General features: G+C 73.5%; 11 protein-coding genes. 4 read left to right on the top strand and 7 right to left on the bottom strand.

Annotated features, from left to right (window positions below):
* The first annotated feature begins 70 nt into the window (after positions 1 to 70).
* Together ABD331_RS53545 and ABD331_RS53540 are read left to right on the top strand one after the other, a co-directional pair.
* Entirely contained in the window at positions 71 to 2,245 is a 2,175-nt protein-coding gene (locus ABD331_RS53545) for a hypothetical protein (RefSeq protein WP_344494048.1), read from the top strand.
* 11 nt (positions 2,246 to 2,256) lie between these two features.
* Positions 2,257 to 2,646 carry a hypothetical protein gene (locus ABD331_RS53540; RefSeq protein ID WP_344494046.1) on the top strand — a complete coding sequence of 130 codons (390 nt, stop codon included), beginning with the start codon at positions 2,257 to 2,259 and terminating at the stop codon, positions 2,644 to 2,646.
* A gap of 188 nt (positions 2,647 to 2,834) precedes the next feature.
* Here the strand turns inward: ABD331_RS53540 and ABD331_RS53535 are convergent, their stop codons facing one another.
* From ABD331_RS53535 to ABD331_RS53525, 3 genes are all read right to left on the bottom strand, one after another.
* Positions 2,835 to 4,166 carry a serine hydrolase domain-containing protein gene (locus ABD331_RS53535; RefSeq protein ID WP_344494044.1) on the bottom strand — a complete coding sequence of 444 codons (1,332 nt, stop codon included), beginning with the start codon at positions 4,164 to 4,166 and terminating at the stop codon, positions 2,835 to 2,837.
* A 260-nt stretch (positions 4,167 to 4,426) separates the two neighbouring features.
* Positions 4,427 to 5,329, bottom strand: a complete 903-nt coding sequence (locus ABD331_RS53530) for an alpha/beta fold hydrolase (RefSeq protein ID WP_344494042.1) — start codon at positions 5,327 to 5,329, stop codon at positions 4,427 to 4,429.
* 85 nt (positions 5,330 to 5,414) lie between these two features.
* Positions 5,415 to 6,233 (bottom strand): SAM-dependent methyltransferase, encoded by an 819-nt coding sequence (locus ABD331_RS53525; RefSeq protein ID WP_344494040.1) that lies wholly within the window; start codon positions 6,231 to 6,233, stop codon positions 5,415 to 5,417.
* 69 nt (positions 6,234 to 6,302) lie between these two features.
* On the opposite strand from ABD331_RS53525, the gene ABD331_RS53520 reads away from it, so the two are divergent.
* Entirely contained in the window at positions 6,303 to 7,145 is an 843-nt protein-coding gene (locus ABD331_RS53520) for an alpha/beta fold hydrolase (RefSeq protein ID WP_344494038.1), read from the top strand.
* Positions 7,142 to 8,116 (top strand): LysR family transcriptional regulator, encoded by a 975-nt coding sequence (locus ABD331_RS53515; RefSeq protein ID WP_344494036.1) that lies wholly within the window; start codon positions 7,142 to 7,144, stop codon positions 8,114 to 8,116. Before ABD331_RS53520 ends, ABD331_RS53515 begins: the two co-directional genes overlap by 4 nt.
* Here ABD331_RS53515 and ABD331_RS53510 read toward each other — a convergent pair.
* Genes ABD331_RS53510 through ABD331_RS53495 form a run of 4 tightly spaced genes read right to left on the bottom strand, consistent with a single transcriptional unit; the run spans position 8,079 to position 12,950 of the window.
* Entirely contained in the window at positions 8,079 to 9,152 is a 1,074-nt protein-coding gene (locus ABD331_RS53510) for an ABC transporter permease (protein WP_344494034.1), read from the bottom strand. The genes ABD331_RS53515 and ABD331_RS53510 overlap by 38 nt on opposite strands.
* Complete coding sequence (locus ABD331_RS53505) at positions 9,149 to 10,054, bottom strand: ABC transporter ATP-binding protein (protein WP_344494032.1); 906 nt, start codon at positions 10,052 to 10,054, stop codon at positions 9,149 to 9,151. The genes ABD331_RS53510 and ABD331_RS53505 overlap by 4 nt, the downstream gene beginning before the upstream one ends.
* A complete protein-coding gene (locus ABD331_RS53500) occupies positions 10,051 to 10,455 on the bottom strand; it encodes a GntR family transcriptional regulator (RefSeq protein WP_344494030.1) in 405 nt (134 codons plus the stop codon). The genes ABD331_RS53505 and ABD331_RS53500 overlap by 4 nt, the downstream gene beginning before the upstream one ends.
* A gap of 56 nt (positions 10,456 to 10,511) precedes the next feature.
* Complete coding sequence (locus ABD331_RS53495; RefSeq protein WP_344494028.1) at positions 10,512 to 12,950, bottom strand: ATP-binding protein; 2,439 nt, start codon at positions 12,948 to 12,950, stop codon at positions 10,512 to 10,514.
* Positions 12,951 to 12,959 lie beyond the last annotated feature (9 nt).

Here is a 12,959-nt window from a genome sequence, read left to right as displayed (position 1 = left end):
CAATAGGTATTAATCCCTGTACGTCCCCCCTCTGGGAGAGCACCATCCTGGGCAGAGGGGGTGAGCAGCAGTGCCAGTCGCCTGGGGCAACGTGCGAGGACGGGTCGTCTTCGACAGCTCCCGGCACGACGTGCTCCTGGAACGCCAGTCGTCCGGGTTCTCCTGGACGGGCACCCGTTCCCTGCTGCTGACCGACCAGCCCGCCGTGTACGTGCACGACACCGGCGGCCTCGGCAACCCGGTCGTCACCGCACTCGACCCGGCCGCCGACCCCGACGCCACGATCGAGCTGGTCGACGGCAGCACCAGGCTGGTCGCCGACCTCCGGCTGCCGGACGGCAGAACCATCGAGCTCACCTCCGGCGAGCTGCCGCGCCCCGCGCTCACCGCACTGACCGGCCTGCGCGGCAAACTCATGCCGGACGCCAAGGCCACGGACTTCATCAGCCCGTGCGCCGTCTCGATCACCCCCCACTACGAGGCCGGCACCGGGGACGACGCCCCGGCCGAACTGGCCGCGTACGTGGTCATCACGGGCGGTCGCCTGCAACTGCGCAGCCGCGGCCAGATCCCGCTGGAGTGGCCCATGAACCGGGTCACCGCGAACCCCGTCGGGCCGAGCGCGGTCGAGCTGCGGGGCGGCGCCCTGCTCGGCGGGCACTTCCTCACCGGCGCGACCCTGCACCTCGTGACCCAGCAGGTGCGGACGGCCTTCCTGGTCGTCGCCGGGTCCGCGGGGCCGGGGCCGCGCACGGTGGGCACTTCCGCACCGGTGTCACTGCGCGGCCTGCGCGGTCCGGGCGGTCCGGGTGGCGCGGGCGGTCCGGGTGGCGCGGGCGGTACGGCGGCGGTGCGGGCCGACTGTGTGCTGAGTGAGCACGCGCTGGAGTTCCAGGCACCCGACACGCAGCAGGTGCTCGCCCGCTTCGACCTCGGCGACCGGCACCTGCGCATCGCGGGGACGGCCGAGCGGTTCGTCGTGTTCAGCCCGGCGTACGGGCCGGTGACCGTGGAGTGCGCCTCCGAGGTGTTCGGGCGGCGGCTGCACCGCAACGCCGACCTGCGCGCCGCCGCCGAACGCACCCTCGGCTCCGGGGTGCTGCCCGCCGAGCTGGCCGACGGGCGGCCGGTCGCGTGCGCGTTCGCGCCCGACGGCATGCGCGTCAAGGGCAGTGGGATGAACGTGCGCATCCCGTACGAGCACATCAAAACCGTCGAGGGCAGACCGAAGCCGCCCAGAGCCGAGCTGCGGCTCACCACCGAACGCACGGACCTGCGCGTCGTCGCCCAGCCCGAGCTCGTCCAGGCCCTGCACACCGAGGTGCGGGCGTGGAGCAACGCGTGCGCGAGCGCGGCGCAGGTGCCCGACATGCTGCGCGCCGCCGTCGGGCTGGAGGAGGACTACCTGCTCTACACCGTGTTCGGCCCGTTCTACGAGCTGCACGCGGCGCTGCTCGGCGACGTCGGCGCCGACGACCTCGGCCGCCCCGTCGAGCTGCCCGAGGCCGGGGACGAACGCGCCAGGATCGCCGCCGTCCTCCAGGTCGGGCTCCAGGAACTGCAGGCCCACCTCGACCAGGTCGCCAACGTCCTGCCCGCCTTCCTGCGGCACCGCGACGCGCTGCTCCTCGCCGCGGCCACCGGCGGCGCCGAACCCGGCTGGCTGAAGGCGGGCGAGCCTCGCCTGCGGGCCGCGCTCGCCCCCGCCCAGCGGGCCGCCGCCGAGACCGGGGCGCTGGCCGCGCAGCTCTCCCGCGTGATGGACCTCGACCCCGACGCGCTGCCCAAGGTCAGCTACGCGGGGGCCGCCCTGTCGCTGGGGGCGGCGGCGCTGCTCAACCCGGTGTTCGCCGTGTCGGGCATCTCCCAGGCGTACTCGTCGCACGCGCAGGGCGAGCAGCGCAAGGCGCACGTGACCGCCCAGTCGGAGCGGGGGTGGGGCGTGGTGCTCGATCGGTGGAACGCGCTGGTGGGGGCGTCGGTGCCGGTGCTCGCGTACGTGCTGACCGAGAACGTGTTCGCGCTGCGCTGGGAGACCGCCCGGCGCATCGGGCAGTCGCTCGCCGCCGCGCCCCCCGCCGCCCGGCTGCCCGCGCTCCGTGCGGTGGCGCGGCGGCTCGCCGTCCTCGACGTGATGCGGCGGTATCCGGGCGGGTCAGGGGTGCGGCTGCGGCGCGGGGAGATCGCCGGCCACCTGCGGGCCGCCCGCGAGTCCGTACGGACGCCGCGGTTCCTGGACTTCTGAGGGAGGTCGTCATGACTCTGTTCACCAGCCAGTTCGACCGGGCCCGGGACGTGGCCGGCGCCTACGCGGGTGAGGCGGGGGAGACCCGATTCTGGGTGCCCGCCGTTGTCGGGGGAGTCGCGGTGGTGGGGGTCGCGGAGGGCTGGGGTGAGGGGTGGGATCAAGGGTGGGACGCGGGCGCGCCTGAGGGCGAGCCGGTCGGGGGCGACGGCGGGGTGGTCGTGGGCGGCGGCGGTGCGGCGGGCCTGCCGGTCGCGGACGACGGCGATGTGGTGGGCGCGCCTGCCGTGGACGACGGTGCGGCTTGGTCGCATCACGGGGATTACACGGACGCGTCGGTGGGTGGGGATGGTGACTTCTTCTACTTCATCGATGGGGACAGCAGCTTGACGATCGGCTGAGCTTCGGGGGGTCTGCGCCACGTCACCGCTTCAGAACGGCCTGCGCCATGCGCGCCTCAGAGGGCCTGCGCTCGCGTCGCGCCGCACGGGGCCTGCGCCGCGACGCGCCTCATAGGACCTGCGCCACGTCGCCGCTTCAGGGCGGCTGGGCCACGGCGCGCCTCAGAGGGGCCTGCGCCACGCGCGCCTCAGAGGACCTGTGCCACGACGTCGCCGATCCGCTGCGCGGTGCTGAAGTCGGCGGCCAGCCGGTTCTTGGTGATCGCGAACGCCACGCCGGTCGCGATGTCGGCGCAGGCGTAGCTGCCGCCGCTGCCCGCCCAGCCGAACACGGTCGGGGTGTCGGCGGGGTCGGCGCCGAGGCGGCCGATGACGTAGCCGTTCGACAGGACGGCGCGGTTGCCGAACACCCGGTCCACGTCGTCCACCATCGGGGTGCTCAGCTCCCGCAGGCGATCCGCCGAGATCAGCCGGACGCCGTCCACCGGGCCGAGGAGCGCGGCGTACATGCGGGCCGCCGCGCGGGCGGTGAACTGGCCCGCCGCCGGGATAGCCGCCGACAACACGTCGGCCCGGTTCCCGAACGCGGCTCTCGGCCGCACGCCACGCGGCGCCACCACAAAAGCGGCCGGACCGCCGGGCCCCGACGCCGCCGCCAATTCCGGCTCTCGGCGCGGCGGTGCCGCGGTCTTCTCGCGTGTCGGGGCCGGGGCCTCTTCGCGTGACGGTGTTGTGGGCTCGCCGCGTGTCGGGCCTGCGGGGTTCTCGCGCTTCGGGGCTCGGGGCTCTCCGCGCGGCGGTGTTGTGGGCTCGCCGTGCGTCGGGCCTGCGGGCTCGTTGTGCGCCGGGGCCTCGGGCTCTTCGCGTGTCGGGGCCGACAGTTGCTCGGCGTACTCCGGAGCGTCCTCAAGCCGGGCGAGCCTCCCCAGCTCAGCCCTTGGCACACCGAGGAACAGCTCGTTCGCCGCCTTCAGCGGCCCCGCGACCTCCTCGGCGAACGCCCTGGCCACGGGCACGCCGGTGACCCGCCGCACGACCTCTCCGACGATGTAGCCGAAGGTGTAGGAGTGGTAGCCGGTGCCGCTGCCCGGCTCCCACCACGGCCGCGCATCGGCGATCACCGCGCACATCCGGTGCCAGTCGCACAGGTCTTCGGGGGTGAGGTCGGCGGGCAGCCCCGGCACGCCGGTCGCGTGCGTCATGGCGTGCCGTAAGGTGGCCGCGCCCTTGCCGTGCGCGCCGAACTCCGGCCACACCTCGGCGATCGGCAGGTCGTAGTCGAGAGCCCCGCGTTCGGCCAGCACGTGGACGAGGGTGGCCGTCAGCCCCTTGCCCGCCGAGAAGGCGTGGAACGGCGTGCCGGGTGTCACCGGCCGCCCGGTCGCGGGGTCGGCGAGCCCGGCCACCACGTCGGCGACCTGCTCGCCGTGCCGGTAGACGGCGATCTGCAGCCCGCGCTCGGCCCCGGAGCGTACGAGCTCGTCGGCCGTCTCCTGAAGCCGCCGCTGCAGCACGTTCACGAGTCCGTCTCCTTGAGTCGCCGCCGCACGCCGTTCACGAGGTCGTCTCTTTGAGTCGCCGCCGCCGTACGCTTACGTGGCTGTCTCCTTGAGCTGCCGCCGCACGCCGTTCACGTGGCCGTCTCCTTGAGCTGCCGCCGTACGCCGTACCTGGCCGTCTCCTTGAGTCGCCACCGCAGCATGTACACGAGTCCGTCGCCTTGAGTCGCCGCCGCACGCCGTTCACGTGGCCGTCTCCTTGAGCTGTAGCCGCACTACGGTCACGAGACAGCTCCCTGTTCGGCGCGGTGGACGAGGCCGGCGATGCGCTGGGCGAGATCGGGCAGCAGCGCCCCCGGCAGGTTGTGCCCCATGCCGTCGATGACGACCAGCTCGGCCCCCGGGATCGCCGCCGCCGTGGACCTGCCGCCGCTGACGTCGCACATCAGGTCGTCGGAGCCGTGGATCACCAGCGTGGGCACGCGGACGTCGCGCAGCCGCGCCGTCCGGTCGCCCGAGGCGACGACGGCGACGGTTTGCCGCGCTGTCCCGATCGGATCGTAGGCCCGGTCGTAGGCGAGCGTGACCCGCTCGCGCAGCTCGTCCTCGCCGCTCGGGTAGCCGGGTGACCCGAGGAGCTGGAACGCCCTGACCCACTGCTCGATCACGTCCTCCCGGGTGGTGGGCGGTGGCCCCGCCAGGCGGGACAGGGCCTCGCGGTCGGCACCGCCGACGCCGGGAGCGCCCGTCGTGCTCATGATCGACGTCAGCGACCGGACGCGGGCGGGATGCTCGATGGCCATCGTCTGCGCGATCATCCCGCCCAGGGAGACGCCGACGAGGTGGGCGCTGTCCAGCCCCAGCGCGTCGAGCAGCCCGACCGTGTCGGACGCCATGTCGGACAGCGTGTAGGAGGCCGAGGACGCGTCACCGGCCAGCGCCGCCTGGAGGTCGGGCGGCGGGGCGTCGTGGAAGTGGGTCGACAGGCCCGCGTCGCGGTTGTCGAACCTGATCACCTGGCAGCCGCGGGCGACGAGCTCGGCGCAGAAGCCCTCCGGCCAGTGGATGAGCTGCCCGCCCGCGCCCATCACCAGCAGCACGGGTGGCGCCTGCGGGTCGCCGAGCCGCTCGTACGTCACCTCGATCTTGTCGGGACCGACTGCGAGCGCCTTTTCCTCGCCCATTACGGCACCACCTCCTGCGGGCATCATATTTCGACGGGGACGGTCAATTGCTGAATTACGCTTCGGGGATATTCGCGATGATGGCTCAGCGTTTGCGGCCGACTCCCGCCAGTACGTTGTAGCGGGTCAAATCCTGACGAATGAGGTCGCCTGGCTCGCTGCGCCAATCCGCCAGCGGCACCAGGCCCGGCTCGATCAACTCCAGGTCGCCGAAGTACGAAATGATTTCGGCCCGGGTGCGCCAGCGGCCCGTCCCGAGGCTCTGGTTGAAGCTCCGCTCCGCCTCCACGGCGATCCTGGACGCCTCCGGGTGCTCGTCGCCCGGGTTGTGGAAGTGCACGATGGCGAGATGGCTGCCGGGGGCGAGGACCGAGCGGAACGTGGCCATCACGCCGGACGGGTCCTCGTCGTCGTTGACGTGGTGCAGCACGGACACCAGCAGCAGCCCGAGCGGCCTGCCGAAGTCCAGGCGTGCCCGGACCTCGGGGTCGTCCAGGATCTCGGCGGGGCGGCGGACGTCGCCGGGGACGAACGTGGCGCGGTCGTTCCCGGCCAGCAGCGCGCGGCCGTGCGCCTGCACGGTCGGATCGTGGTCCACGTAGACGACGCGGGCGTCCGGAGACACCGCCTGGGCGATCTCGTGTACGTTGCCCTGCGTGGGGAGCCCGGAGCCGAGATCGAGGAACTGCCGGATGCCGGCCTCGGCCGCCATGTGTTGCACGGCGCGGCGCAGGAAGGTCCGGTTGGCGCGGCCTGCCTCGCGGGCGTCGGGGGCGATTCTCAGGGCTTCTTCGGCGATCTTGCGGTCGACTTCGTAATTGTTCTTGCCGCCGAGGAAATAGTCGTAGACGCGGGCGATGCTGGGTTTGGTGGGATCTACGCCGGGTGGCGCCCATTCCTCCATGGAAGGGAATCGTAGCGGGAAATGTCGGTGATTTATGAGAGGTTTGTCGGGGTTTCCGAGGATCCTGTGGTGGAGCTGTTCGTCGCGCTCACGGCCGAGAAGCCGGTGCGGCGGCCGTTGCTGGTGATTCACGGCGGGCCCGACTGGGATCACTCCTACCTCCGTGAGCCGCTCGTGCGGCTCGCCGACCGCCATGACCTGATATTTCCGGACCTGCGGGGGTGTGGGCGGTCCACTCGGGGGTTGGCCGACGACCAGTACAGCCCGGCCGCCGCCACGGCCGACCTGCTGCGCCTCCTCGACGCGCTCGGGGTGGGCAGGGCGGACGTGCTCGGGTTCTCCTACGGTGGGATGATCGCGCAACGGCTCGCGCTGGCCGCGCCCGGCCGCGTGCGGCGGCTCGTGATCGCCTCCAGCGGCGTGCTGCCCGTCCCCGCCGACGCGTTCGACGGCTGGCGGGAACGCGACAGGCGGGTCGCCGCGGAGGCAGCCGTGTGGTCGGGAGGGTCAGAGGCGGGGCCGGAGTTGACGCGGGCGGCGGCGTTCGCGGGCGTCGAGGCGAACGTCTGGCGCGCGGAATCGCGAGACGACTACCGCGACCGCCTCGCCCGCATCAGGTTCTCCGCCGAATGGCTACGGCCCTGGCGCGCAGGAACGCTCCCCGCCGCCCGCCCCCAAGACGCCCCCGCCCGCCTGGCCGCGCTGGACATGCCGATCCTGCTGCTCAACGGCAGGCAGGACATGACGTTCCCCGCCGGCCTGGCAGCGCGGGCCGCCGAGCTGATCCCGCGCGCTCAGGCCGTACTGCTGGAAGAGGCAGGTCACATGGCGCACGTGGACAGCCCCGGCCCCTGGCTGGAGGCCGTGGCCGGCTTCCTGAGACCATCGCACGACGAGGAGGGGCGAGCATGACGACGAGTGGTGGGACGGAGCTGGACCTGGGCGCCGTCAGGACGTTCCTCGCGGTCGTGGACGACGGCCAGATCACGGGGGCGGCGGCCGGCCTGCGGATGACGCAGCAGGCCGTGTCGAAGCGGATCGCCAGGCTGGAGGCCGACCTGGGCGTCCCCCTGCTGCTGCGGACCCGCACGGGGGTGCGCCCGACCGAGGACGGCGAGGCGTTCATCCCGCACGCGAGGGCGCTGATCAGCCTCGCCGACCAGACGGCCGCGATGTTCCGTGCCCGCCACCGCGCCCTGCGCGTGGACGTGCTGGGCCGCGACGCCGCCTCGATGGACCTGGTGCGCTCCTTCTACGAGACCTGCGACGTGGACGTGGACGTCGTCGTCTCCAAGGGCACCCCCGCGCAGGGGACGGCCCTGGCCGACGGCTCGATCGACGCGGCGTTCGGCCGGGCCACGGACGCACTCCCGCAGGGGATCGAGCGGGTTCCGGCGTGCGTGGAGCCGATCCCCGTGCTGGCCGGCCGCCGGCACGCGCTGGCCGGGCGCGGGCGCGTCCCGCTGAGGGAGCTGTCGGGGGTGACGGCGTGGATGCCGGGCAACGCGCGTGACAGCGAGTGGGCGCAGTACTTCCGTTTCCTGAGCGCCGAGTTCGGCGTCCGGATCGACAGCTCGGGCCCGGTCTTCGGCCGCGACCACATCATGGAGCGGATCGAGGCCTCGGACGACCTGATCACCTTCGGCAACAAGACGCAGTACCCCGGCCACCCGGACGTCGTCGAGATCTCCGTCACCGACCCCGCCCCGGTGTATCCGTGGTCCCTGATGTGGCACGAGGCGAACCGTCATCCGTCGCTGCCGCTGCTCGTCGCGCACGTTCGGGAGCGTTACCGTCCGTTCGACCCGCGCAGCCAGTGGTTGCCCGCCGCCGACCGGCCGCTCTTCAGAGCCGCCGGATCAGCCGCAGGCACAACCCCATGAGCCCCAGGGTGAGCACGGCGTAGAGGCCGGTCTCCAACCACTGCAAAGGCCAGAACCGGCTGGAGGGCTGGTAGGTGACCTCCTGCCGGTAACCCCGCCGGTTGATCTCGTCGAGGCACGTGTCCCTGCTCTGCGCGGGCCGCGCGGCCGGCTGGGCCTCCAGGCTGCAGGGCCCGGACGCCGTGGGCACGGGGACGAACGTCTCGTCAGGAAGTGCCTGGTCGCCGGTACGGGCCGCGGACGTCACGGAGCCCGGCGGGCCGACGAGGCGGCTGGACAGCGTCCACGCGCCCGGGTCGCCGGGCACCCGCGTGGCCAGGGCCACCATCAGCGCGCCCTCCTGGCCTCTGAGCAACTGGTCCACGTTCTCCGGGATGAGCGCGAAGGAGGCGCGGGCCGGGGGAAGCAGGTGGGGGCGGATCAGGAGCGGCATGGCGATCTGCACGGCGGTGAAGAGTGCCAGGGTGAGCGCCATGGCGGGCAGGGGACGCCGCACCAGCATCCCGACGGTGACGCCGAGAGCGAACGCGAAGGCCGCGTACCCGATGGGGACGATGCCGCGTCCCGCGAAGACCAGCGGCCCCATCAGCGGGAAGTCCACGGCGGCCCGGTCGAGGTCGGCGGCCCACCAGCTCACCGCGAGGCTGCCCAGCCCGCCGGTCACGGCGGCGGCCCCGCCGAGGAGCGCCAGCTTGACGGCCAGCCAGCGCGTCCGGGTGATGCTCTGGCTCCACACCAGCAGGTGCGTGCCCGCCTCCAGCTCGCGCGTGATCAGCGGCGCCCCCCAGAACAGCCCGACGAGGGCGGGCAGGGCCAGGGCGACGGCGGTGACGCCGAGGAACGGGGTCTGGTGCTCGTCGAAGAACCGGTCCAGGAACCGCTCGCAGTCGCCCAGCTCGCCGCACGAGGTCAGGCCCTGCGCGTACTCGCCGCCCAGCGTGGTGCGGCTCATGGCCAGGACGGCGGCGAGCGCGGCGAGCGCGAGCGCCGTCATCAGGGCGGCGGCGCGGAACTGCCGCCACGCCAGCCAGATCACCGCAGCACCGCCAGCGCGGGCCGCCGCGGGACGGCGGCGGGGGCGGGCGCGGTGGCGGCCTGCTCCATGTACGCCAGGACGAGGTCCTCCATGGTGAGCCTGCTGACCGTCCAGGCGGGGTCGAGGATCGGCCCGTCGGTGCGGACGATGAACGTGCTCTGCCGTTCGGTGTGCCGGGCGGAGACGACGTGCTGTCCGGCGGGCAGGCGGCCGGGGTCGCGGCGCGGGCCGGTGAGCCGGTGGTGGGTGGCCAGCAGCTCGTCCACCTCGCCCGCCAGCCGCACCCGCGAGTCGACGAGCACGATCAGGTAGTCGCAGGTGCGTTCGAGGTCGGAGACCAGGTGCGAGGAGAGCACCACGCTCAGCTCGTGCTCGGCGGTGGCCTCCATCAGGCCGCGCAGGAAGTCGCGGCGGGCCAGCGGGTCGAGCGCGGCGACGGGCTCGTCCAGGACCAGCAGCTCGGGGCGTTTGGCCAGGCCCAGCGTGAGGGCGAGCTGGGCGCGCTCGCCGCCCGACAGCTTGGCCGCGCGGCGGCGCGGGTCGAGGCCCAGCCGGTCCACGCGCTCCTGGGCCAGCGCCGCGTCCCAGCCGGGGTTGAGCCGGGCGCCGAGCCGCAGGTGATCGGCGACGGTCAGGCCGGCGTAGGTGGGGGTGTCCTGGGCGACGAAGCCGACCCTGGCCAGTTGCGCCTGGCCGCCGGGCGGGCCGCCGAGCACGGTGATGCCGCCCGCCGTGGGGGAGAGCTGGCCGCAGGCCAGCTTGAGCAGCGTGGTCTTGCCCGCCCCGTTGGGCCCGACCAGGCCGACGACGTGCCCGGCGGGGACGTCGATCGTGCAGTCGCGCAAGGCCCAATGCCGGCCGTACTTCTTGCCCAGCTCCTGGGCTTGCAGGACAGCGGTCACGCGATGTCCTCCTGCGCCGTGTTGCGGAAGGTGGTCATGAACAGGGCCTCGATGCTCTCGTCGTCGAGACCGGCCGCGCGGGCCTTGATCAGCCAGCGCCGCAGCTCCTGGCGCAGCGGGCCGTGCGCGGCGAGCGTCGCGTCGGTCAGCGTCGCCGTCACGAACGTCCCCACGCCGGGCCGGGCGGCGACGAGCTTCTCGTGTTCGAGCTCCCGGTACGCCTTCAGCACCGTGTTCGGGTTGATCGCGAGCTGGGCCACCACTTCCTTGACCGTCGGCAACCGATCCCCCTCCCGCAGCAGGCCCAGCCGCAGCGCGTGCCGTACCTGCCGGACGAGCTGCAGGTACGGGGACACGCCCGACCCGCTGTCCAGGTGGAACTCGATCACCGATTGCTCCATTTACCTAGTGTCCTAGTCTTTCTAAGTACAGGAGCATACGGCGGGAGTAAAGACCGTCACGGGCCGAGCGTGGCCGCCCAGGCGGCGATCTGCGCCCGCGAGTTGACGCCGAGCTTGTTCATGATCGCCCGTACGTGGCTGTCCACCGTGTGCTCCGAGATGAACAGCCGCTCGCCGATCTGCCTGTTGCTCAGCCCCTCGGCGACCAGCCGCGCGACCTCCGCCTGCCGCCTGCCGAGCGGCACCTCCTCCCGCGCCCGCTCGGGCGGCGCGGGCTCGCCGAGTGCCAGGCCGATCGCGTCGTCCCTGCCCAGCCGCCCTCCCTCGGTGTACGCCGCCTCGTACGCCGCCGCGCCCAGCCCCGCCCTGGCCGTCCCCTCGGCCCCCGCCAGCAGCGGCGCCAGGAAGGGCAGCACGCTCGCCCCCGCCCCCGTGCGCACCGTGTCGGCCGCCCCCATCAGCAGCACCGCGTGCCGCAGCCGGCCCGAGCCCGCCGCGACGCAGCCCAGCGCGTCGAGCAGCACGTACTGGCCCACCCGGTCGTCGATCCGGTACGCCACCCGCAGCGCCTCCACCAGCAGCGGCTCGGCTTCGTCCGGCGCGCCCGCGATCAGCCTGGCGCAGCCTAGGTTCAGCAGCATCATGTCCAGGCTGTAGAGGTCGCCGGCCTGCCTGCCTAGCCGTACGCCCTCCTCCGCGGCCTCCCTGGCGGTGTTCAGGTCGCCTTCGAAGAGTCCGTTCAGTGCGCGGGACTGCAGGTACATGAGCACGGCCGTGTCGTCGTCCGTCTTCGCCAGGGCGGTTCTGGCCCGCTCGCCGAGCTGTTGCGCCCGGTCGTGGTCGCCCGACATGCTCGCCGCCATCGACGCCAGCGCGAGCGACTGCGCCAGCACAGACGCCAGCCCCGCCCCGCCAGCTCCGATCGCCGCCTCGGCCCCTGCTGCCGCCTCGGCCAGGGCGGGCTTCGCGCTCGCCGCGTCCGACTGCAGCACCGCGAGGAAGCCGCGCATGAAGGCGGCCCTGGCCCGCTCGGCCGGCCCGCCGCCCGGCAAGGCCAGCAGTTCCTCGGCCCAGCGGACGCCCTCGCTGAGCGCGCGCGTCATCCAGTAGTAGCCGAGGGCGTAGAGCAGGGTCATGCCGTGCCCGGCGCGGGCGGGGGTCAGGCAGCTCCGCAGGACCGCACGGAGGTTGTCGATCTCCAGGTCCATCCAGTCGAGCCACTCGGCCAAGCGGTGCCGGACCTGCGGGGCGGCCCTCAGGCAGAGCGCGGTGTAGTGGGCGGTGAACCGTCGGGCGAGCGCCTCCTCCTCGCCCGCCTCGCGCAGCTTGAGGGCGGCGTACTCGCGCATCGTCTCGTGGAGGCGGTAACAGGCCAGGGCACGGGCGTCCTCCTTGATCACCAGCGACTTGTCCACCAGCGACGCCAGCCGGTCCAGCACGGACGGCCCGTCGCCCACGCGAGCCATGTCGGCGTCTCGCAGCGTGGGCGGCCCGACCACGTCGGCGTCCCTCGGTGCGGGTGGAGCGTCGTTCGCGCAGACCGCCTCCACGTCCTCCAGCGTGAACCGGCCCGCGAACACGCACAGCCGCCGCAGCAACGCCTGCTCCGCCGGATCCAGCAGGTCGTGGCTCCAGTCGATGGTGGTGCGCAGCGTCTGGTGGCGTGGCAGCGCCCGAGTTCCTCCGGTGAGCAGCCCGAACCGGTCGTCGAGCCGGTGCAGGATCTGCTCGGCCGACAGCAGCCGCGTGCGGACGGCCGCCAGCTCGATCGCCAGCGGCAGCCCGTCGAGTCGGCGGCACAGCCCGGCCACCGCCGCCTGGTTCGCGGCGGTCAGCTCGAACGTGCCGGACGAGGCCGCGGCGCGTTCGGTGAACAGCCGGACCGCCTCGTTGCGCCGCAGCTCCGCCAGCGGCGGGCGGGCGTCCGGGGCAGGCAGGTCGAGCGCCGGCACCACGATCACGTGCTCGCCCGGCGCGGACAGCGGCTCCCTGCTGGTGGCGAGCACCCGCACGCCTGGCGCCGCCCGCATCACCTCCGCGACGAGCCGCGCGGTCGCCGCCAGCAGGTGCTCGCAGTTGTCCACCACCAGCAGCAGTCTCTTGTCCCGCAGGTACGCCGCCAGCACCCGCGACGGCTGGCCCGCCGCCTGCGGCCGCAGATCCAGGGCCGCCACGACAGCATCCGCGACCAGCCCGGAGTCACGCACGCCCGTCGGCTGCACCGGCCCGGAGTCACGCACGCCCGCCGCCTCCACCGGTCCGGAGTCGCGTACGTCCGCCAGTTCCACCAGCCACGCGCCCCCGGGAAAGGCGCGCCCCAGCTCGCCCGCCGCCCGCAGCGCCAGCCGCGTCTTCCCGACCCCGCCGGGCCCCACGAGGGTGACCAGGCGGGCTTCGGCGAGCCGGGCTCTGACGGCGGCGAGTTCGCGGCGGCGGCCGACGAAGCTGGTCGCCTCGGCGGGCAGGTTGCCCAGGCGGCGCGGAGGTCTGGCCATGGTGGCTCG

The sequence above is a fragment of the Nonomuraea monospora genome (genome assembly GCF_039531895.1).
Taxonomy (GTDB): Bacteria; Actinomycetota; Actinomycetes; order Streptosporangiales; family Streptosporangiaceae; genus Nonomuraea; species Nonomuraea monospora.
Note: the sequence above shows the minus strand (reverse complement) of the source record. Positions and strands in the feature narration are given on the sequence as shown.

Excerpts from the sequence above, each read along its gene's own strand:
- ABD331_RS53540 (WP_344494046.1), top strand. The coding sequence starts at position 2,257 with ATGACTCTGTTCACCAGCCAGTTCGACCGGGCCCGGGACGTGGCCGGC.
- ABD331_RS53500 (WP_344494030.1), bottom strand. The coding sequence starts at position 10,455 with ATGGAGCAATCGGTGATCGAGTTCCACCTGGACAGCGGGTCGGGCGTG.
- ABD331_RS53515 (WP_344494036.1), top strand. The coding sequence starts at position 7,142 with ATGACGACGAGTGGTGGGACGGAGCTGGACCTGGGCGCCGTCAGGACG.
- ABD331_RS53525 (WP_344494040.1), bottom strand. The coding sequence starts at position 6,233 with ATGGAGGAATGGGCGCCACCCGGCGTAGATCCCACCAAACCCAGCATC.
- ABD331_RS53530 (WP_344494042.1), bottom strand. The coding sequence starts at position 5,329 with ATGGGCGAGGAAAAGGCGCTCGCAGTCGGTCCCGACAAGATCGAGGTG.
- ABD331_RS53495 (WP_344494028.1), bottom strand. The coding sequence starts at position 12,950 with ATGGCCAGACCTCCGCGCCGCCTGGGCAACCTGCCCGCCGAGGCGACC.